The 20861-nt window shown below is 72.8% G+C and carries 17 protein-coding genes and 1 pseudogene; 4 read left to right on the top strand and 14 right to left on the bottom strand.

The annotated features are described in order from the left end of the window. Nucleotides 1-5: 5 nt before the first annotated feature. The 8 genes from EAO77_RS16060 to EAO77_RS16025 all read right to left on the bottom strand — a co-directional run bounded on the left by EAO77_RS16060 (nt 6) and on the right by EAO77_RS16025 (nt 7696). Complete coding sequence (locus EAO77_RS16060) at nt 6-755, bottom strand: DsbA family protein (protein ID WP_261993925.1); 750 nt, start codon at nt 753-755, stop codon at nt 6-8. A gap of 80 nt (nt 756-835) precedes the next feature. After that, the gene (locus EAO77_RS16055) at nt 836-1216 is read right to left on the bottom strand and encodes a nuclear transport factor 2 family protein (protein WP_261993924.1); all 381 of its coding nucleotides are present in this window, start codon (nt 1214-1216) and stop codon (nt 836-838) included. Beyond that, a complete protein-coding gene (locus EAO77_RS16050) occupies nt 1206-1763 on the bottom strand; it encodes a DUF1697 domain-containing protein (protein WP_147988637.1) in 558 nt (185 codons plus the stop codon). Before EAO77_RS16050 ends, EAO77_RS16055 begins: the two co-directional genes overlap by 11 nt. A 119-nt stretch (nt 1764-1882) precedes the next feature. Further along, nucleotides 1883-3082: a S8 family peptidase gene (locus EAO77_RS16045; protein WP_147988636.1), complete on the bottom strand. Its 1200-nt coding sequence runs from the start codon at nt 3080-3082 to the stop codon at nt 1883-1885. A 307-nt stretch (nt 3083-3389) separates the two neighbouring features. Further along, nucleotides 3390-4637, bottom strand: coding sequence for a macrolide-inactivating glycosyltransferase (mgt, locus tag EAO77_RS16040; protein WP_410088482.1), 1248 nt, complete (start codon nt 4635-4637; stop codon nt 3390-3392). 25 nt (nt 4638-4662) lie between these two features. Further along, entirely contained in the window at nt 4663-5952 is a 1290-nt protein-coding gene (locus EAO77_RS16035; protein ID WP_147988634.1) for an ABC transporter substrate-binding protein, read from the bottom strand. Further along, the gene (locus EAO77_RS16030; protein ID WP_147988633.1) at nt 5952-6794 is read right to left on the bottom strand and encodes a carbohydrate ABC transporter permease; all 843 of its coding nucleotides are present in this window, start codon (nt 6792-6794) and stop codon (nt 5952-5954) included. The genes EAO77_RS16035 and EAO77_RS16030 overlap by 1 nt, the downstream gene beginning before the upstream one ends. Next, nucleotides 6791-7696 carry a carbohydrate ABC transporter permease gene (locus tag EAO77_RS16025; protein WP_147988632.1) on the bottom strand — a complete coding sequence of 302 codons (906 nt, stop codon included), beginning with the start codon at nt 7694-7696 and terminating at the stop codon, nt 6791-6793. Before EAO77_RS16025 ends, EAO77_RS16030 begins: the two co-directional genes overlap by 4 nt. 187 nt (nt 7697-7883) lie before the next feature. Between EAO77_RS16025 and EAO77_RS16020 the strand changes: the two genes are divergently transcribed. Then, entirely contained in the window at nt 7884-8744 is an 861-nt protein-coding gene (locus tag EAO77_RS16020) for a phosphotransferase enzyme family protein (RefSeq protein WP_147988631.1), read from the top strand. 43 nt (nt 8745-8787) lie between these two features. On the opposite strand, the gene EAO77_RS16015 is transcribed toward EAO77_RS16020, so the two are convergent. The 3 genes from EAO77_RS16015 to EAO77_RS16005 form a co-directional block, all read right to left on the bottom strand. Beyond that, entirely contained in the window at nt 8788-9513 is a 726-nt protein-coding gene (locus EAO77_RS16015; protein ID WP_147988630.1) for a 3'-5' exonuclease, read from the bottom strand. A 77-nt stretch (nt 9514-9590) separates the two neighbouring features. Next, nucleotides 9591-9965, bottom strand: a complete 375-nt coding sequence (locus EAO77_RS16010) for a hypothetical protein (protein WP_147988629.1) — start codon at nt 9963-9965, stop codon at nt 9591-9593. Nucleotides 9966-10109: 144 nt separating this feature from the next. Continuing rightward, nucleotides 10110-11345, bottom strand: a complete 1236-nt coding sequence (locus tag EAO77_RS16005) for an SAV2148 family HEPN domain-containing protein (RefSeq protein ID WP_147988628.1) — start codon at nt 11343-11345, stop codon at nt 10110-10112. A 487-nt stretch (nt 11346-11832) separates the two neighbouring features. On the opposite strand from EAO77_RS16005, the gene glgX reads away from it, so the two are divergent. Then, nucleotides 11833-13953 carry a glycogen debranching protein GlgX gene (glgX, locus tag EAO77_RS16000; RefSeq protein WP_147988627.1) on the top strand — a complete coding sequence of 707 codons (2121 nt, stop codon included), beginning with the start codon at nt 11833-11835 and terminating at the stop codon, nt 13951-13953. Nucleotides 13954-14043: 90 nt separating this feature from the next. Continuing rightward, nucleotides 14044-16464 (top strand): malto-oligosyltrehalose synthase, encoded by a 2421-nt coding sequence (gene treY / locus EAO77_RS15995; RefSeq protein WP_147988626.1) that lies wholly within the window; start codon nt 14044-14046, stop codon nt 16462-16464. On the opposite strand, the gene EAO77_RS15990 is transcribed toward treY, so the two are convergent. Then, nucleotides 16421-17371, bottom strand: coding sequence for a cytochrome P450 (locus tag EAO77_RS15990; protein ID WP_147988625.1), 951 nt, complete (start codon nt 17369-17371; stop codon nt 16421-16423). The two genes, treY and EAO77_RS15990, sit on opposite strands and share 44 nt — an antisense overlap. A 180-nt stretch (nt 17372-17551) precedes the next feature. Next, a complete protein-coding gene (locus tag EAO77_RS15985) occupies nt 17552-18100 on the bottom strand; it encodes a DUF1707 and FHA domain-containing protein (protein ID WP_147988624.1) in 549 nt (182 codons plus the stop codon). A 343-nt stretch (nt 18101-18443) separates the two neighbouring features. Between EAO77_RS15985 and EAO77_RS15980 the strand changes: the two genes are divergently transcribed. After that, nucleotides 18444-19340 (top strand): GNAT family N-acetyltransferase, encoded by an 897-nt coding sequence (locus EAO77_RS15980; RefSeq protein ID WP_147988623.1) that lies wholly within the window; start codon nt 18444-18446, stop codon nt 19338-19340. A 61-nt stretch (nt 19341-19401) separates the two neighbouring features. Here EAO77_RS15980 and EAO77_RS15975 read toward each other — a convergent pair. Beyond that, nucleotides 19402-20777 (bottom strand): annotated as a pseudogene (locus tag EAO77_RS15975) (GH1 family beta-glucosidase). Nucleotides 20778-20861 lie beyond the last annotated feature (84 nt).

Here is a 20861-nt window from a genome sequence, read left to right as displayed (position 1 = left end):
CCCGGTCAGTCGAGGACGAGGGTGCCCGTGCGGGTGCGCTTCAGTTCGAACAGGTCGGGGTGGCCGGCGAGCACCCGGAAGCTGTCGAAGAGCCGGACCGCCTCCCGCCCCCGCGGCACCGCGTTCAGCACCGGGCCGAACCACACCGTGCCGTCGACATGGAGGGTGGGGGTGCCGACGTAGGCCCCCGCGGCCGGGTCCTCGCCCTTCTCGTGGCGGGCGCGCAGAACGACGTCCCAGGCGGTGTCACCGGCGGCCGCGGCGAGCGAGGCCGGCAGGCCGAGCTCCGCGAGGGACTGTCCGACGACGTCCGCGAAGTCCTCGTTCCGCTCCCGGTGGATCCGGGTGCCCAGCGCGGTGTAGAGGTCGCGCTGCACGCCGTCGCCGTGGTGCTCCGCCGCGGCGGCGACCACACGCACCACGCCGAGCGAGCGGTCGACCAGATCGCGGTACCGGGCGGGGAGTTCGCGACCCTCGTTGTGGAGGTACAGGCTCATCACGTGGAAGCGCAGGTCGAGGGATCGTTCGCGTTCGACCTCCAGGATCCAGCGCGAGGTGATCCAGGCGAACGGGCAGACGGGGTCGAAGTAGAAGTCGACGGCGGTGCGCTCGGGGCGATCGGTGGCGGCGGCCGGGATCCGGGGTTGTCCGGTCTCGGCGGCCGGGCTCCGGGGGCGGTCCGTGGTTTCGGCGGCCGGGATCCGGGGTCGTCCGGTCTCGGCGGCCGGGCTCCGGGGGCGGTCCGTGGTGTCCATGGTTCGAGCCTAGCCATCGAGTGGCACAGGCAAGCGGTCCACTTCCGCAGTGGTTCCGTGGGCCACCCGGGGCGGCCGGGTCAGCCCTCGGCGGGCCGGTCGAAACGGGTGCCCTGGTGGAAGTAGAGCAGCCAGGTGCCGTCGGTCAGCCGCCAGATGGAGCTGCGGTGGGCGCGGTGGGGCCCCGACTCGGTGTCGAAGGTCAGATGCACGATCCCGGGAGCGAGCTGGACCCCCTTCATCCGGGAGGTGGTGATCGGCCGCGGCGGCGGGGCGTCCTGCGCGTACAGGGCGGCCATGATGCTCGCCCGGGTCCACAGCAGCCCCGAGGTGCCGTACTCCTCGTAGTCCGGGTGCAGCAGCTCCGCGAGGAGGTCGGGCGAGGAGCGCACGGCCGGGTCGAGCAGCCGGAATTCGGCCTCCATCGCCGCACTCACGGCGTCGGCCGCGTCATCGCTCACGGGTCATCTCCACCAGTTTGACGACGGTGTTCCAGTTCCGGGTGGTGGCGACCAGCCCGGTGAGGAGGGAGGGCCTCGCCAGTACCTGGGCCAGCTTGGAGCGGCCGAGTCCGTCGGGTGTGTAGAGGTACAGCACGCGGTCACCGGTCCTGAACTCCTCCGGCAGCAGCGCGGCCGCGTCGACGGCGGCCAGCCGCTCCGCGTCCGGCTCGCCGGAGAGGAAGGTGACGTGGAGCTGCTTGCCCTGGAGCTCGGCGGCCGGAAAGGGGCACGCGTCGGCGACCGCCCGCAGATGGGCGCCGTCGCGCACCAGGGTCTCGACACGGAAACCGAACGCCTTCTCGATCCCCGCCTCGATCCGGGCGGCGATCGCCTCCTCGCCACCGGCGTCCTGTGCCGCGTTCAGCACGGCGTTGCCGCTCTGGAGATACGTCACGACGTCGTCGTAGCCCAAGTCGGTCAGGACGGTGCGGAGTTGGGCCATGGGTACCTTCTTGGCGCCACCGACGTTGATTCCGCGCAGCAGGACCGCGTATCTGGCTGTCATGGGCACACGATAAAGCGGTCGCCGTGCCCCGTGGGGGAGGGCACGGCGACCGCCGTCCCAGCGGCCCTGCGTGCCGGGCGCCGGCGTGCGGCGCCCGGCGGCGGGGTGCCGGGGGCCGTCTACTCGACGACCTTCAGCAGCTTGTTGGGCGTGCCCGCGGACGGGTTGGTGATCTTGTCGGGCGTGGCACCCCCGGTGAGCGCCGTGGCGACGTCCGCCGGGGTGGCGTCCTGGTGGCCGGCGAGGTAGACCGCGGCGGCGCCGACGACGTGCGGGGTCGCCATCGAGGTGCCGGATATGGTCTTGGTTCCCTCGTCGCTGTCGTTCCAGGCGGACGTGATGTCGGAGCCCGGAGCGTAGATGTCGACGATCTCACCGAAGTTGGAGAAGTCCGACTGGGCGTCGTCCTTCGTCGACGAGGCGACCGTGATGGCCTCCTGGACCCGGGCCGGGGAACCCTGGCCCGCGTCGCTGGACTCGTTGCCCGCGGCGACGCCGAAGGTGACGCCGGCGGCGATCGCCTTCCGGACGGCTTCGTCGAGCGCCTCGTCGGCGCCGCCGCCGAGGCTCATGTTGGCGACGGAGGGGCCCTGGTGGTTCTGGGTGACCCAGTCGATACCGGCGACGACCTGCTCGGTGGTGCCCGAGCCGTTGTCGTCGAGCACCCGCACCGCGACGATCTTCGCCTTCTTGGCCACGCCGTGCGCGGCCCCGGCGATGGTCCCGGCGACGTGGGTCCCGTGGCCGTTGCCGTCGTCGGCCGAGTCGTCGTTGTCGACGGCGTCGAAGCCGTGCGTCGCCCGGCCCTCGAAGTCCTTGTGGGAGATGCGGACTCCGGTGTCGATGACGTAGGCCGTCACGCCCTCACCGGCGGCGTCGGGGTAGGTGTACTTGCCGTCCGCGGCGGTGTCGGCCTGGTCGACGCGGTCCAGCCCCCACGAGGGCGGGTTGTCCTGGGTGGCGTCGATGGTGAACTTCTTGTTCTGGACCACCTTGGAGACCGCGGGGTCGGCGGCGAGGCGCTTGGCCTCGGTCTCGGTGAGGCCGCTGGCGGAGAAGCCGTTGACGGCGGAGCTGTAGCTGCGCTTGAGCGTGCCGCCGTACTCCGCGGCCAGTTCCTTCTTGTCCGCCTTCTCGTCGAGCAGCACGACGTAGCTGCCCGCCACGGCGCCTTCCGCGCCGGCGCCGTAAATGGTTCCCTCGGCGGGCGCGGCGGCACCGGCGAAGGAGGAGTTGAGAAGCGTGGCTCCGGCCGCTGCCACGACCGCCGTGGCGACCGCGGTGAGCTTGATCCGGTGGGAGCGCTTGTGAGTTGCCATGAAGAGGGGTCTCCTCGTCAGCATTTGTGGGGGGATTGCCCTTCGGACGGAAAATCTCCGGGGGCTGACTCGAAACCCTGACCGATTGACGCGCGCAGATCAAGACCTTCATGGGCTCCTGACTTGTTCAACAAGGTTTCTTAACACAATCCCGCCAGCACCTCCCCGCGCCGGTCTCAACCCCGAACAGCCGGGCACAAGAGCGCCCTTGCCCGCACACGGGGACGGCGCCCGCCCCCGTTCTCCGGGGCGGACGCCGTCGGCCGGTCCGGCGCCCCGGGGCGGATGCCGCCGGGGCACGGGACCTTCACCGGGTCAGTTCGGCCTCGATCAGGTCCGCCGCGCGCCGCGTGCCCCCCTCGGCGTCCATCCCGGCCCGGATCGCCGCCAGGCGCTCGGCGACCGCCGGGTCCTCCACGAGGGACAGCACGGCCTCGCGCAGATCGTGCGCCGTCGCCTCGTCGCTCGACAGCCTGCGGGCCACGCCGAGGCCCACCAGCATGTCCGCGTTGCCGAACTGGTCCACCGCCTGGGGGACCGCGACCATCGGCGTGCCGGTGGCGAGCCCTTCCTGACTGCCGCCGGCGCCCGCGTGCGTGATGAACGCGTCGGCCTGCCGCAGCACGGACAGCTGCGGCACCCACCGGTGCACCTCCACGTTGGCGGGCACCTCGCCGAGTTCGGCGGCGTCCACGTGGCGGCCGATCTGGAGAACCGTGTGCCAGTCCGGCAGCGGGCCGAACGCCTTCACGCACTCGCGGTAGAAGGCGGGCTGCCTGGTGAAGGCCGAACCGAGCGACACCAGCAGCACCTTGCGCGCCCCTTCCGGCCGCCGCCACTCCCCCTGGTCCGTCCGGTCGCCCTGGCAGGCCCCGACGAAGGAGTACACGGACTCGTCGACACGGTCGGCATGCGGCTGGAGGGCCTTGGGGATGAGCACGATGCTGCGCGGGGGCCGGCCGACGAACCGGTCGGGGTGCAGCGTGATCCCGTTCTCCGTGAGCCAGGCCGTGAAGCGGGCGTAGTACGCCTTGCCGCGCTCGGTCTCCCGCATGCCGGCGGTCATCGGCTCGGCGACCTCCTCCTCGTAGCCCTCCCAGGCGACCAGGTTGGGCGACAGGGAGACGGCACGGACGCCCCACCGGTGGGCGAGGACGATCGCCGCGTAGGAGGTGATGTCGTGGAGGACGAGATCGGGTTCGTCCCCCGCGAAGGCCTCGGCGAGCTGAGGGAGGACCTGGATCGCGTCATGGAGGAACGGTTCGATGTTGTCGATCAGCTCGGTGCCCCACGCCTCCGGCTCATCCTCGGTGGGAAGGGTGGAGGTGTACACGACGGGACGCGCGCCGGTGGCCGCGACCTTGTCCGCGTAGGACTCGGGGATGGCGTAGCTGACGCGGTGCCCGCGGGCGACGAGCTCCCGGATCACTTCGAGGCTCGGGTTGACGTGGCCGGGAGCGGCGATCGAGAACATGGCGATGTGAGCGGGGGCTGCGGTGGTCATGCCCCTACCGTAGGCGAGACGATACGTCTCGTGCAATCTCGTTCGGTCCACTCCCTCCCCCGGCCCGTCCGCCGGCTCAGCGCTGGTAGCGGGCCAGGACCCGGTTCCCGTCCTCCACCAGACGTTTCCTCAGCTCCGCCGCCCCGATCGCCCCGCTGTAGTACTCCTGGTACGCCGGGGTCGCCACCTTGTCCTTCCACTCCGGATACCCCCGCACCGACTGGGCGGGCGCAGGTCTCAGCTCCCGCGCGAGAGCCGCTCCGGTGGCCCAGCCCCTCTCCGGTGTGTTCAGCGCCGGATCCGCGAGCGCCGCGGTACCCGTGGGCAGCATCCAGTCACCGAGGGCGAGGCGCACCATGTTCCCGGGTTGCAGCATGAAGTCGATGAAGCGTGCGGCCTCCTTCTTGTGGCGGCTGTCCTCGGCGATGGACAGCGTCTGGGGACTCACCCCCTGCACGGGGCCCTCGCTGCCGGCCGGCGCGGGCAGCACCGTCCAGTCGAAGCCCTCCGGCGCCTGCTGCACGATCTGCTGCCGGTAGGAGAACCCGAGCGGCACCATCGCGTACTTGCCGCCGAACAGGCCGGGCAGGGTGTCGGACCCGCCCATCCCGAGAGTGCTCCGCGAAGCGCTGCCGTCGTCCACCTGGCCGCGGACGCTCCCGGGGACCACGGCGTCGCCGCCGGTGAACCGGATGGTCACCTTCCCGTCGTCGCCGCGGTGGAAGAGCTGTCCGCCCGCCGACAGGCCCAGGTTCAGCGTGGCCGACACCGGCTCCTTGAGCGGCCACGCCACGGCGTACTTCCCTTCGCCCATGTGGTCCGTCACCCGACGTGCCACGCGGCGGAACTCCTCCCAGCTCCAGGGCCGCTCCACGGTCGGCACCCGCACGCCCGACGCGTGGAGGATCTTCCTGTCGGCGATGAGCACCCGTGGTTCCTGGAGGAACGGCACGCCGTATATGCCGTCGCCGAAGGTGGCCGTCCGCCAGCTCTGCTCGGGGATGTCCGCTCTGAGCCGGGCGGGCAGCAGACCGGTCAGGTCGGCCAGGTAGCCGCCGTACGCGAAGTCGGCCAGGTCGTCGGATGCGTCGTGGATGATGTCCGGCGCCTCCCCGCCCTCGAACGAGGTGAGCAGCTGGTCGTGCACGCTGTCCCAGCTGCCCTGGACGTACTCGACCTGGACGCCGGGGTGGGCGGCGTTCCACTCCGCGACCAGCTCCTTGTTGGCGTCCACGGACTCCTTCTGCCAGGCCAGGGACTGGAAGCGGAGCCGGATGGTCCCGTCGTCCCGTTCCTCTCCGCCGCCGCAGCCCGACAGCAGCAGGGTGAGTGCGGCGGCAGCGGCGGTCAGCAGTCTCGCGCGCATCAGTTCTTCACCGCCCCCGCCAGCATGCCGCCGGTGATCCGTTTCTGGATGAGCGCGAAGACGACGAGCGAGGGGATCGTCGCGAGGAACGCGGCCGCGGCGAGCGGCCCGAGGTCGGCGACCCCCTCCGCGCCGAGGAAGTGGGTGAGGACGACCGGCAGGGTCTGCTTCTCCGAGCTCTTGAGCAGCACCAGGGCGAAGAAGAACTCGTTCCAGGCGGTGATGAAGGCGAACAGTCCGGTGGCGACCAGCCCCGGTGCGAGCAGCGGGGCCGTGACCGAGACCAGGGTGCGCAGCCGTCCCGCGCCGTCCACCGCGGCCGCCTCCTCCAGTTCGCGCGGCACCGCCCGCACGTAGCCGACCAGCATCCACAGCGCGAACGGCAGCGACCAGACCACGTAGACCGCCACCAGTCCGGCGAGGGTGTTGATCAGATGCAGGTTCTTCAGGACCAGGAAGAGCGGGATGATCACCAGGACGAAGGGGAACGCCTGGCTCACGATCACCCAGCCGGTCGCCGCGGTGGTCAGTGCGGAACGCCGCCGGGCCATCACGTACGCCATGGGCGTGGCGACGGAGACGGCGATCAGCGCCGCCGCGAGCGCGGCGACCAGGCTGTTCCCGGCCGCTCTCAGCAGCGGCTGTTCGTCGAAGGCCTGCCGGAAGTTGTCGAGGGTCGGGTCCTCGGGGATCCAGGTGGGGTGCAGGGAGCCGAGCTCCCCGGCCGGCTTGAAGGCGATGGAGACGAGCCAGAGGAACGGGAAGGCGAGGAAGATGAGGTAGCACAGGAGGGCCGCGTACTGGGCCGCCCGGCCCGCCCTGCCGGTGCGCAGTGCCGTCATGCGTCGTCGCCTCCTCGGAGCCGTCCCACCAGGTAGAAGGCGAGCATCACCGACACGACGGCGACCATGACACAGCCCATCGCCGCCGCATAGCCGAACTGGCCGTAGCGGAAGGCCTCCTCGTAGGCGAAGAGCATGGGCAGCCTGGTGCGGCCGCCGGGGCCTCCGCTGGTGAGCACGTACACCAGCGCGAAGGAGTTGAAGTTCCAGATGAAGTTGAGCGCGGTGATCGCGAGGGCCACCGGTCTGATGGCGGGCCAGGTGACGGTGCGGAAGCGGCGCCAGGCCCCCGCGCCGTCGAGCGCCGCCGCCTCGTGCAGTTCGTGGGGCGTGTTCTGGAGGCCGGCCAGCAGGGCGACGGTCGTCTGGGGCATCCCGGCCCAGACACCCACGAGGATCACGGCGGGCAGCGCGGTGGCCAGCCCGGTCAGCCAGTCCCGTCCGTCGCCCAGCCCGAGGTCGCGGATGGTCTCGTTGAGGATGCCGGCGTCCGGGTTGTAGACCAGGCGCCACATGATGCCGACCACGACCTCGGGCATCGCCCACGGAATGATCGCCAGCGCCCGGGCCAGCCAGCGCAGCCGCAGGCGCTGGTCGAGAAGGAGGGCCAGGCCGAGCGCGAGCAGGAACTGCGGGACGGTCACCCCGACCGCCCAGAGCAGGCCGATGCGGAAGGAGTCCCAGAACAGGCGGTCGTGCAGGAGGTCCTGGAAGTTGAGCGTCCCGACCCACTGGGTCGGCTCGGTGCGGCCCGCCTGGGCGTCGGTGAAGGCCAGGACGATCCCGTAGAGCAGCGGGCCGACGCTGAGCAGGAGGATCGGCAGGAGCGCCGGCAGCACGAGGAACCAGGCGCCCCGGTCCGTACGTCCCCGGGACCCCACCGGTGCGGTCGACGATGTCACGGACGCGACTCCTTGGGCCGATGCCTGGTGCCCCTCCCGGGACGCGCCGTCGCGCGGACCCGGCCTGCCGGGCGGCCTCCGTCATGGTGCTGACGGGCCGTCGGTTCGTCAAGGCCGCCCGCACGGATGCGAGACTTGGCCGGATCGGCCGGCGACCCGGCCGGGCGCACCGCGCGGGGAGAGGCACATGGACGAGACACGGGCACGGGACGTGCTGGAGGCGGCGGGCTTCGCCGCGCGCGGCCCGGCCGCGGAACTGATGGCGCTCGGCGAGAACGCTGTCTTCGCGGTGGGCGACGTGGTGGTCAAGGTCGGCAGGGGCGCCGAGCTGCTTCCCCGGGCGCAGTGGGAGCTCACCGTGGCCGGGTGGCTGGCCGGGGCGGGTGTGCCCGCGGTGCGGGCGGCGGAGCCCGGGGCCCGGCTCGTCGACGGTCACCCGGTGACCGTCTGGCACCGGCTGCCCGAGGCCGTGCGCCCGGCCGGGCCCGAGGATCTCGCCCGGCTGCTGCGGCTGGTGCATGCGCTCCCCTCTCCTTCCTTCGAACTGCCCCGGCGTGAACTGCTGGGCGGCGTGGAACGGTGGCTCCGGCTGGCGGGCGACGCGATCGACCCGGCGGACGCCGAGTATCTGCGGGGCCGCCGCGACGGCTTCGCCAAGGCCGCCGCCGCGCTCGTGCCCCGTCTGCCGCCGGGCCCGATCCACGGCGACGCGCTGCCCCGCAATGTGCATGTGGGCCCCGACGGACCGGTGCTGGTGGATCTGGAGACCGTCAGCTCGGACCTGCGCGAGCACGACCTGGTGGTCATGGCGCTCTCGCGTGATCGCTACGGTCTCGCCCCCGGGGCGTACGACGCCTTCACCGAGGCGTACGGATGGGATGTGCGCGCCTGGGACGGCTGCGCCGTGCTGCGCGGAGCACGCGAGACGGCGAGCTGTGCCTGGGTGGCCCAGCACGCCCCGTCCAATCCCAAGGCGCTCGCGGAATTCCGCCGCCGGGTGGCGTCGCTGCGCGACGAGAACCCCGAGACCCGCTGGCACCCCTTCTGACGGGCCTCCACCCGGCGGAACGCCCGCAGGCGGTGGCGGCCGGTCAGGCCCCGGTGACCGGCACCGGCACGCGCAGCGGCCAGGAGGCGTCCACCACCGCCGCCGCATCGCCCTTCCTGCGCAGGAAGTCCTGGAACGAGGCCGCCCACTGGGCGTACCACCGCACCTGGCTCTCGTGGAGCGCCTCGGGGGCGAGTGCCGCCACCGCCGGGTGCCGCTCGGCTATCGCACGGGCGACGAGCACCGCGGCGAGCGCGTCCGCGTCCGCCCGGTGCGCCCGGTCCAGCACCACGCCGTACTCGGCGCAGACGGCTTCCAGGGTGCGCTTGCCCTTGCGGTACCGGTCGACGGCGCGGTCGATGGTGTACGGGTCGACGACCGGGCCTATCGGCCGGCCGCCCAGCCGCTCGCCGAGCGAGGGGAGCCCGTGGCGCCGCAGTTCTGCGGAGAGCAGGGTCAGGTCGAAGGCCGCGTTGTAGGCGACGACCGGAACTCCCTGCTCCCAGTGGCGGGTCAGCACCTGCGCGATCTCCTCTGCGACCTCCTCGGCAGGGCGCCCCTCCGCCGTCGCGCGTTCGTTGCTGATGCCGTGGATGGCCGAGGCCTGTGCCGGGATCGCTATCCCCGGGTCGGCCAGCCAGCCCTGCCCCCGTACCGGCTCCCCGCCGCGCAGTTCGACGACCGCGGCCGTCACGATGCGGGCGTCGAGCGGATCCGTGCCGGTCGTCTCCAGATCGAATCCGACCAGCGTGCCCCCGTGCCAGGACATGTGCCCCCTCCTCCATGGTGCGATGGTGCGCTCCCCCGATGGATGTTCACCTTCGCACGCGCCACTGACAACGGGGCTCAGCGCGTTCCCGCCGGCGCCCTGAACAGCCGGGCCACCTGCCGCGGCGCCTGGTAGCCGAGCGAGTCCGAGCACCGGCGGAGCCACTGCCGGCCCTCCGCCGGCGTCGCCGACCACGCCCGGCGCAGGGCGCGGCGGAGCAGGATGTCCGCCACCGGCCCGTGGCCGCCCACGGTGTGACAGGGGATCCGCTGGCAGGTCTCGGCGATGACCTCGACCGTCCGCCAGCACTGCTCGCCGCCCGCCGGTCCCGGCGGGGGGCACCCGGCGGTGATGCGGCGGATCTCCGCCAGCCCCGCCGTGGCGACGTCCTCGCACCACCGCGCCACCGAGACCGGTGCGCCGTCCGTCCCCGACACGTGCAACGCCCTCACCCCGTCCTCCCGCCGGCCCCGTGCGGGGCCCGCCCGCCGCGGCGCGGACCGGGGCTCCCCGGCGGACCCCTCCGCCGGCGGGGGCCGGTGCGCCGCGCCGCCGGCCCCGCCCGTGCCGCGCGGGGACCATGGTCCCCGCGGGAGTCAGGAGACGGGACGGGAGTCGGCCCAGACCGACTCGAACTCCTCGCGATATGTCTGGAAGAGACCGGTCTCGCTGTCCTGGCCGGACCGGACGACGGACCTGCCGCCGCCGCGCAGCACCAGCACGGGCGCCTCCATGCCCCGGGCCCTGCGCAGATAGGACTGGACGACGGCCAGCCCGTCGGGGCCGTCGCCGTCGACCAGATAGGCGGTGAAGCGGGGGGTCTCGTCGAAGACCTGGATCTCGAAGGCGCCGGGGTCCCTCAGCCGGGACCGCACACGGCGCACATGGAGGATGTTCATCTCGACCGTGCGGCTCAGCTCGCCCTTCTTGAGGCCGAGTTCCCGCTCGCGCCGCTTCACGGCGCTGCTCGCCGGGTTGAGGAAGAGGAGCCGGACCCGGCAGCCGGACTCGGCCAGGCGGATGAGCCGGCGGCCGGAGAAGTTCTGCACCAGCAGATTCAGGCCTATGCCGATCGCGTCGACGCGCCGGGCGCCGCCGAAGAGGTCCTCGGCGGGCAGCTGGCGCTGGAGCCGGACCCGGTCCGGGTGGACGGAGACGACGTCGGCGTACCGGTCGCCGACGAGGTCCTCCACCGCGTCGACCGGCAGCCGGTCGGCCGAGGGGACGCCCGCGCCGCTGCCGAGTATCTCCAGCAGCCTCGCCGAGGCGCGCTCCGCCTGGGCGAGGACGGCCTCGTTCAGCGCGCGGTTGCGCGAGACGACGTTGCGCGCGACCTCCAGCTCGTCGAGGGCGAGCTCGACGTCGCGGCGGTCGTCGAAATACGGTTCGAAGCAGGGCCAGTGCTGCACCATCAGCTCGCGCAGCTGGGGCAGCGTGAGGAAGGACAGCACGTTGTCGTCGGCCGGGTCGAGCAGGTAGCCCTTGCGGCGGGACACCTCGCGCACCGCGACGGCGCGCTGCACCCACTCCTGGCCCGCCGGGCCGGCCGCCGCGACGACCCAGTCCTCTCCGTGGACGGGGTCGTAGATGGGCCGCAGCACCGCGGCGACCACGGCGCGCAGCCGTTGTTCCACCAGATTCAGCCAGATGTAGGCCCGTCCGGCCCGCTGGGCGCGCGTGCGCACCTCGCTCCAGGCTTCCGCCCCCCAGTCGAGCTCCGCCCCGATCTCGATCGGCCGCGCGAGCGAGACCGCTCCTGGCGGGATCTCGGCGGAGTCTGCCCCCTCGTGACCCGCGTCACCGGGTGGTAGCTCCAGCCCTCCCGAGCTCACCCACGCACCGCCTTCTGCTCCTGGACCGCCCCGTCTTCAACGATCAAGGAGCCTACTCCGCCATCGGGAGCCGGTGCAGCCCGATGGCGGCGCTTGTTTCCCAACTCCCCTGTTTGTGAAGACCGTTCTCCCCGGGTACGCGAGACCGAGTGAGCGGATTCATAGACGTCAGCCGTCCTGTCGCCAGGGGTGCGCCCGCGCGCGCCCGGCGGGCCCGGGCGCCCGGGGCGGCCGCCCGGCGCGGGCGACGACGTGTAACCCGATGTTGACCCGGACGGACGGATTGACGAAATTCTCCCCCTCGACACTCTTTGTCCGGGATCATGGCGTCGGCACGGTGACCGAGGACACCGGGCGGACATCGGGCAAGTTTCCGGCCGGTCACCCGGTAGGACGGCGCGAAGTCCTAGGAGCTCGCCCCGGTTCGGGGGAGGATCTTGGCCGAGTGGTTCCCCCGCACCCGGATCGGAATGGAAGAGTCATATCTATGCAGGTCTGGCCGGGACAGGCGTACCCCCTCGGTGCCACGTACGACGGCGCCGGGACCAACTTCGCGGTGCACTCCGAGGCCGCGCACCGCATCGAGCTGTGCCTGCTGCACGAGGACGGCTCGGAGACCGCGGTCGAGCTGCGCGAGACCGACGCGTTCGTCCGCCACGCGTATCTGCCGGGGGTGATGCCCGGCCAGCGCTACGGCTTCCGGGTCCACGGGCCGTACGCGCCGGACCGCGGGCAGCGCTGCAATTCGGCCAAGCTGCTGCTCGACCCGTACGCGCGGGCGGTCAGCGGCTCGATCGACTGGAACGAGTCGGTCTACGGCTACCACTTCGGCAGGCCCGACTCGCGCAACGACCTCGACTCGGCGCCGCACACGATGACGTCCGTGGTGGTCAACCCGTACTTCGACTGGGGCGACGACCGCCGTCCGCGCACCGACTACCACCGCACGGTGATCTACGAGGCCCATGTGAAGGGCCTGACGATGCTGCATCCGGAGCTGCCGCCCGAGCTGCGCGGCACGTACGCGGGGCTCGCCCATCCCGCCGTGATCTCGCATCTGACGGAACTGGGCGTCACCGCTCTGGAGTTGATGCCGGTCCACCAGTTCGTCAACGACCACCGGCTGGTGGACGCGGGCCTGAACAACTACTGGGGCTACAACACCATCGGCTTCTTCGCCCCGCACAACGCGTACGCCTCGTGGGGCGACCGGGGCGAGCAGGTGCTCGAGTTCAAGCAGGCGGTCAAGGCGCTCCACCAGGCGGGCATCGAGGTCATCCTCGACGTCGTGTACAACCACACGGCCGAGGGGAACCACCTCGGGCCCACCCTGTCCTTCCGCGGCCTGGACAACGAGTCGTACTACCGTCTGACCGACGACCGCCGGTACTACATGGACACCACCGGCACCGGGAACTCGCTGCTGATGCGCAGCCCGCACGTGCTCCAGCTGATCATGGACTCGCTGCGCTACTGGGTGACCGAGATGCACGTCGACGGTTTCCGCTTCGACCTGGCCGCCACCCTCGCCCGCCAGTTCCACGAGGTGGACCGGCTCTCCTCGTTCTTCGACCTGGTCCAGCAGGACCCGGTCGTCAGCCAGGTCAAGCTGATCGCCGAGCCGTGGGACGTGGGCGAGGGCGGCTACCAGGTCGGCAACTTCCCGCCGCTGTGGACCGAGTGGAACGGCAAGTACCGCGACTGCGTGCGGGACATGTGGCGCGGTGAGCCGCGCACGCTGGCCGAGTTCGCCTCCCGGCTGACCGGTTCCTCCGACCTCTACCAGGACGACGGCCGCCGGCCGCTGGCCTCGATCAACTTCACCACCTGCCACGACGGCTTCACCCTGCACGACCTGGTCTCCTACAACGGCAAGCACAACGAGGCCAACGGCGAGAACAACCGCGACGGCGAGAGCCACAACCGCTCCTGGAACTGCGGAGCCGAGGGCGAGACCGAGGACGCCGGAGTGCTGGAGCTGCGCGAGCGGCAGATGCGCAACTTCATCGCGACCCTGATGCTGTCGCAGGGCGTGCCGATGCTCAGCCACGGCGACGAGTTCGCCCGCACCCAGGGCGGCAACAACAACGCGTACTGCCAGGACAACGAGATCGCGTGGGTGCACTGGCCCGATCCCGGGGAGGACGAGGAGGGCTCGCTGCTCGCCTTCACCAAGACCATGGTCTGGCTGCGGCGCGACCATCCCGTCTTCCGGCGGCGGCGCTTCTTCCACGGCCGGCCGGTGGAGGGCACCCACGACGAGCTCACCGACATCGCCTGGTTCACCCCCAAGGGCGAGGAGATGGTCCAGCGGGACTGGCAGGCCGCCCACGCCAAGGCGCTGTCGGTGTTCCTGAACGGCCACGCCATCTCCGAGCCGGGGCCGCGCGGGGAGCGCATCTCGGACGACTCCTTCCTGCTGATGTTCAACGCGAGCGCGGAGGATCTGGACTTCGTCGTTCCGGTGAACCACGGGGAGGCGTGGCAGGTGGTGGTGGACACCGCGCGGCGCGAGGGGGTCCCGCCCGGGAAGGGGCCGACGGTCGCGGCCGGGGAGGTGGTGCCTCTCCTGGGGCGCAGCATGGCGGTCCTGCGGCGGCCCGCGTAGGAAGTTCCCGGATCGGAGGACGATCACTCGATCGACCGAACAGCGGGGCCGTGCGGCACAGAAGCCCGCACGGCGGGTACGTATGTTCGCATGACACCCACGGCCACCTACCGGCTCCAGCTCCAGCCGGACTTCCCGTTCGCTGCCGCCGAGGCGGCGGTCCCCTATGTCGCCGCCCTCGGCGTCTCCCACCTGCACCTGTCCCCGGTGCTGGAGGCGGTGCCGGGGTCCACCCATGGGTACGACGTCGTCGATCACGGCCGCGTCCGCGAGGAGCTGGGCGGCGAACAGGGGCTGCGCAGCCTCTCGCGGACCGCCCGGGAGCACGGCCTCGGCCTGGTGCTGGACATCGTGCCGAACCACATGGCGGCCGCCCCCGCGTACAACCACGCGCTGTGGGAGGTGCTCCGCGAGGGTCCGCAGTCGCCCTACGCCCGCTGGTTCGACATCGACTGGGACGCCGGCGACGGCAAGGTGCTGCTGCCGGTGCTCCCGGGGCGCGTCGGCGACGAACTGGCCCGGATGCGCGTCGAGGGCGACGTCCTGCACCACGGCGAGCTGCGCTTCCCGCTGCGGGCGTCGACGGCGCACCTGCCGCTGCCCGAGCTGCTCGACCACCAGTGGTACCGCCTCGGCTGGTGGCGGCTGGCCCGCACGGAGCTCAACTACCGGCGTTTCTTCACCGTGTCCGACCTCATCGGTGTCCGCGTGGAGGACCCGGACGTCTTCGACGCGACCCACGCCAAGATCCTGGAGCTGGTGCGCGACGGCGTGGTCGAGGGGCTGCGGGTCGACCACCCGGACGGGGTCGCCGACCCCGAGGGATACCTGCGCAGGCTCCAGGACGCCGCCGGTGACGCCTGCTGGATCGTGGTCGAGAAGATCCTCACCGGCGGGGAGCGGCTGCCCTCCGGCTGGCCCGTCGCCGGGACGACCGGCTACGACGCGCTGCACCGGATCGACGGTCTCTTCACCGACCCGGCCGGGATACGGCAGCTGAGCGGCGCGTACCGGGACTGGACCGAGACCGAGGACAGCCTCGGCGGCCGCTGGGAGGACACCGTGCGCCGCGCCGCGTACGAGGTGGTGACCCACGAGCTGGCGGCCGAGACCTCGACCCTGGTGCGGATCGCCGAGCGGATCTGCGCGGCGGACCCGGCACTGCGCGATCTGGCGCCGTGGGCCCTGCGGGACGCGCTGCGGGAACTGCTGGTCAGGGTGCCGGTCTACCGCCCGTACCGCGTGGACGCGGAGGCGGCACTGCCCGAGGAGGCCGCCGCGGCGGCCCGGGACACCTTCACGGTGGCCGAGGAGGCGTTCGCCGTCGACGTGGTGCGCGACCTGGCCCTCGGGCGGCGCGGCGAGGGGCCGGACCACGTCCGGTTCCGGGCCCGGTTCGCGCAGACGGCGTCGGCGCTGCGCGCCAAGGCGGTCGAGGACACCGCCTTCTACCGCTACGCCCCCCTGATCTCGGCGAACGAGGTGGGCGGCGACCCGGGCGACCCGGCGGTCGGGCCGGCCTCCTTCCACCGCTTCTGTGCCCGTCTGGCCCAGGACTGGGCCGGTACCGGGACGGTGCTGACCACCCACGACACCAAACGCAGCGCGGACGTACGGGCCCGGATCGCGGTGCTCTCGGAATGCCCCGAGCGGTGGGCGGAATTCCTGGCCGGCATCACCGCCGAGGCGGCGCCGCCGCCCGACGCCCAACTGGCGTGGGTGGCCTGGCAGACGGCGGTCGGACTCGGCCTCCCGGACGCCGACCGTCTGGAGGCGGCGCTGCTGAAGGCCGTGCGGGAGGCCGGCGTCCGCACCAGCTGGACGGAGGCGGACCCTGCCTACGAGAAGGCGGTCGCGGCCTTCGTGGGGGCGGGCCCCGCCGGGCCCGCCCGGGAGTCGGTGCGGCGCTTCGTGGCGGAGCTGGCCCCCTATGTACGGGCCAACGTGCTCGGCGCCGCGCTGCTGCACCTCACCATGCCCGGGGTGCCCGACGTGTACCAGGGCTCGGAGCGGGAGTTCCTCGCCCTGGTCGACCCCGACAACAGGACGCCGGCCCGCTTCGGGGCGCCGCTGCCCGATCCCCTCCCGGCCCCGGCCCCGGCGGACACGGGCGCGAGCGGCGGCGGGCGGGACGGCACGGTCGGCGCCGAGAAGCTGGCGCTCACCGCCACCGCGCTGCGGCTGCGGCGTGAGCGGCCCGAGGTGTTCGGCGCCTCGGCGTCCTACGAGCCGCTGGAGGCGACCGGCCCGGCGGCGGACCACTGCGTCGCCTTCCACCGGTCCGGCGAGGTGATCACAGCCGTGACCCGGCTGTCCCTGCGGCTCCACCGCCACGGCGGCTGGCGGGACACTGCCCTGCGCCTGCCGCCGGGCCGGTGGGCCGACCTGCTCGACGGGGCGCGCGAGGTCGTGGGCGGCGGCCCGGTCCCGCTCGCCGGGCTCTTCGCGTCCCGTCCGGTGGTCCTGCTCAGCCGCGTGGGCGGACCAGCAGCGACTTCGGGGAGCGGGTGATCAGTCCACTGGAGACGGGCCGGAAGCCCTCGGCCCAGCGCAGGCGGGGCATCGCCTCGGTGAGCGCCCGCAGCCCGTACTGGGCCTCCATCGCCGCGAGGGCCACCGCCGGGCAGCCGCCGAGACCGTAGGTGAGCTGCCCGGGGTCTCCCCTGAGCATGTCGAACCGGTCCGGTTCACGGAACCGCTCCGGGTCCCGGCCCGCCGCACCGATCAGGCACGCCACGGTGGCCCCGGCGGGCAGCGTCCCGCCGCTCAGGGTGACCCTGGCCGACGTCCTGCGGATCACCACGAGCACCGGAGGGTCGCGCCGCAGGGACTCCGTCCACGCACGCGCGATCAGCCGCGGTTCGGCGCGGAGCGCTGCGACCCGGTCGGGGTGGTCGAGGACGTTGGCGAAGAACGACGCGAGCGCCTTCTCGCGCACCGACACCTGGGCGACGCAGCGCCCCGCGAGGAGCGCCCGGCCGGCGGTCCTGCCGCGGACCCCCACCACGCCGGAGGGGAGCCACTTGCAGAACTCCTCCACCAGGTCGGCCTGCTCCCGCCCGGCGATCCGCCGGGCCAGGACGTAGGCGGTGCGCTTGACCACCTCGCGCATGGGCTGCGGCACGGGCGCCAGATGCTCGGCACAGGCGTCGTCCCCCGGCCGGTGGCCGTGCGTGAAGCGGAGGTCGTTGAGCGCGGTGGCGACGTCGGTGTAGCGGCTGAGCAGCCAGGCCCCGACGGAGGCGTCGTAGGTGAGGGGGTGCTCCTCGCGGAGCACCCGGTATCCCTCGTAGAGCTCGTGCTCGTTGCCGGTCGGCAGCCCCGGCAGCAGGACGGGCCGATGGGACACGGGCGTGGGCGGCACGGCGGAAGGGCCGGGCGGTACCGGGTCGGGCGTGAGGTGCATGTCGGCGTGCATCTGAGGTGCTCCCCTGTCACGGCCGCGGCTCCTCGTGGCTCGCGGTTCCCTTCAGGCGACCACCGGCGGGCCGCCGCCGCGCGCCCCGTGCACCCGTACGGGTGACGCCGGCGCCTGTGGGCCATTCGGGGACCGGCCGCGTGATCACGGGCCCGGAGCGGCTCCGTCCCGTGCCGCGCCTCAGCGCGCGGTCAGGCGGAAGGACATGCTGCCGAAGCCCACCATGTCGCCGTCCTGGACGACGATCGAGCCCGTCACCCGGCGGCCGTTGACGGTCGTGCCGTTGGTGGAGCCGAGGTCGCGCAGCACCCAGAGGCGGCCCTGGCAGCTGAGCTCGGCATGCAGCCGCGAGACCGTGTCGTGGCTGAGGCGCAGGCCGTTGGCCGGATCCCGGCCGATCCGCAGCGGATGCGGGCCCGGCTCCGGGAAGAGCAGCGGAGGCAGCTTCTCTGCCTGCCACGCCCTGCGCAGCCGCACCGAGAACGCCGACACATGGCTCACGGCCCGGTACAGCCGGCGGGTCAGGCGGCCCTTCTCGGTGAGGTCGGCGGTGAGCGCGTCCAGTTCCGCGGGCACCTGCGCCGCCAGGGCCAGCTCCATCCGCCGCACGAAGGTGTCGTGCGACAACCTGCCCTGCGCCGCGCCCTCTTTCAGCACATCGAGGACACGCTCGCGCTGCGCGTCCGACAGGCGCGCGGGATACGTGTGGAACTCGGGAGAGGACGTCACCCGACAGATTGTCGGCCCGAAGGGCCCGAGGTGTCCAGAAGAGAGGGTGTGACGGTGCCCCGGACGAGGCCCCTGACCTGCGCGGAAGGATCGGTTCCGGCCCATCGGGCGCCAGGGGGCGCCCAGTTGGCGACCTGGCGCGCCGAACCCTGGATGCCCCGGCCGCGAGGAAAGGGGTGGACGGGCCGGGAGCGCACCGTCTACCGTGCTCACGACGCCCGCGACGACGGAAAGGAGGCGAGTGCCGTGTACACCACACGATTCCCGCGCTCCCGCCCCGTCCGCCCGGCGTTCGCAGTCTGACCGGGAGCGCTCCGCAGCTTTCTCCCGGAGGACATCACCCATGACCGATCTGGTCATCCGCGCGCTCGACACGAGTGACGCCGCTCTCTTCGACACCCTGCCCGACCCGCTCGGCGCCGCCGCCGGCCATGCCAGGACCGTGCACCGCCCCTCGTGGAAGCGCGTCGCGCTGCGCGACGGCAAGGTCGTCGCGCGCGGCGCCTGGTGGGGCGGGCCCGACGACGACACCCCGCTGAACATCAACTGGTTCGACATCGCCGAGGGCGAGGAGGAGGCGGGTGCCGAACTGCTGCGCACCGCCCCCTTCCAGGTCGAGCTGGAACTCAACCTGCCCGCGGACTGGCGCGACGACCCGGTGACCCGGGCCGCGGGCGAGGCCCGGCTCCGTGCGGCACGGGCCGCCGGCTTCGAGGTGCTGGTCGAGCGGTACCTGTACCGCTGGACGCCCGAGTGCGGTCTGCCCGAGCGGCCCGGGCGTCTCGTCTTCCGGCCGGAGCCCGACGACGCGGTCTTCTTCGACGCCCTGCGCCGCATCCACTCCGCCACGCTCGACGCGCACGCCCTGCGGGCCGTCGCCGAGGGCGGCCTCGACCAGGCGGCCCAGGAGGAGCTGGACTTCTTCCACTGGTGTCCCTCGCCGCGCGAGTGGTGGCAGGTGGCCCACACGCCCGAGGGCGCGCCGGTCGGCATCCACATCCCGGCGCACAACCCGTCCGGGCCGTGCATCGGCTTCATCGGCGTCCTGCCGGGGCAGCGCGGGCGCGGCTACGCCTACGACCTGCTGGTCGAGTGCACCCGTTTTCTCGCCGAGCAGGGTGCCGAGTTCATCGCGGGCGGGACCGACCGGGGGAACTTCCCCATGGCGGCCAACTTCGCCAGGGCCGGCCACCCGGTGGTGCGGGAGCGCGTCAACCTGGTCCCCGGCACGCGCACCTGAGCCGCGCGGGGGCGTCCGGCCTGCCGGGCGCCCCCGCTCCCCCTGGTCGCGGACCGGGCCGTCAGCCCGCCGCGTGCCGCTTCTGCCGGGAGATCACGTCGCGGTGCCACGCGTAGGACGCCTTCGGGGTGCGCGTCAGGGTCTCGTAGTCGATGTGGACCAGCCCGAAGCGCTGCGCCGCGCCCTCGGCCCACTCGATGTTGTCGGTGAGGGACCAGGTGAGGTAGCCCCGTACGTCGACGCCCGCGGCAATGGCGCGGTGCAGCGCGCGGAGGTGGGAGTCGAGGAAGGCGATGCGCCGCCGGTCGTCCGTCCCCTCGTAGGAGCACCCGTTCTCCGTGACGACGACGGGCGGCAGGCGTGCGCCGTAGCGTCGCGGAGGCCGACGAGGAGTTCGCGCAGCCCGTCGGGGACCACCGGCCAGCCGAAGTCGGTGCGTTCGGGGGCGTCGATGTCGCGCAGCGCGAACGGCAGCCCTTCGGGCATGCCGACACCGGCGAAGCTGTCCAGGTCACCGCCGGCGTCCTGGGCGGGCGCGCCGACGAGCATCGGGTGGTAGTAGTTCACGCCGTAGAAGTCGAGCGGCTGCGCGATCACGGGGAGGTCCTCGGCGACCGGGCCGGGCATCAGCGCGGCGACGTCCTCGTCCGGGTACGCGCCGGTGAGCAGCGGGTCGGAGAAGAGGTGGTTGGTGAGCGTGTCGTACAGCCCGGCGGCGAACCGGTCCTCGTCGGTGTCTCCCGCGGTCCACACCGGTGAGTGGGACACGGCGATGCCGACCTGTCCGGCGCCGGCGGCCCGCAGCGCCTGGACCGCGAGGCCGTGGGCGAGGAGCTGGTGGTGCGCGGCGGGCAGCGCGTCGAACAGCAGCCGCCGGCCGGGGGCGTGCTCGCCGAGTGCGTAGCCGAGCAGGGTGACCTCGGCGGGTTCGTTGAGGGTCATCCACAGGGGCACCCGGTCGGCGAGCCGGCCGGCCACCGCGGCCGCGTACTCGGCGAAGCGTTCGGCGGTGTCCCGGCGCAGCCAGCCGCCGGCCTCGTCCAGCGGGAGGGGGGTGTCCCAGTGGTAGAGCGTGGGGGCGGGCATGATGCCGTGGGCGCACAGCTCGTCGACGAGCCGGTCGTAGAAGTCCAGGCCGGGGGTGTTCACCGGGCCGCTTCCACCGGGGACCACCCGGGGCCAGCTGACCGAGAAGCGGAAGACGTCCGCGCCGAGTCCGGCGAGCAGGGCCACGTCCTCGCGGTACCGGTCGTGGAAACCGGTGCCGCGCGACGCGTCCGCCCCGTCCCTGATCCGTCCGGCGGCGGCGAAGGCGTCCCACCCCGACGGGCCCTTGCCGCCGGCGGCCGCCGCGCCCTCGGTCTGGAAGGCCGAGGCGGCGGCCCCCCACAGGAATCCGGGCGGGAAGGCGGGCAGCGGCTCTGACGGCGTCGGCATGCTCCGTGACCTTAATGGCCCAAGCACGCCGCCTGAAGACCCCCTTCTTGCCAGGATGGACGAGCCGACGGGGTCGGCGGGAAT

This window comes from Streptomyces sp. T39 (genome assembly GCF_008042045.1).
GTDB lineage: Bacteria > Actinomycetota > Actinomycetes > Streptomycetales > Streptomycetaceae > Streptomyces.
This window is presented reverse-complemented; position numbering and strand designations above follow the sequence as displayed.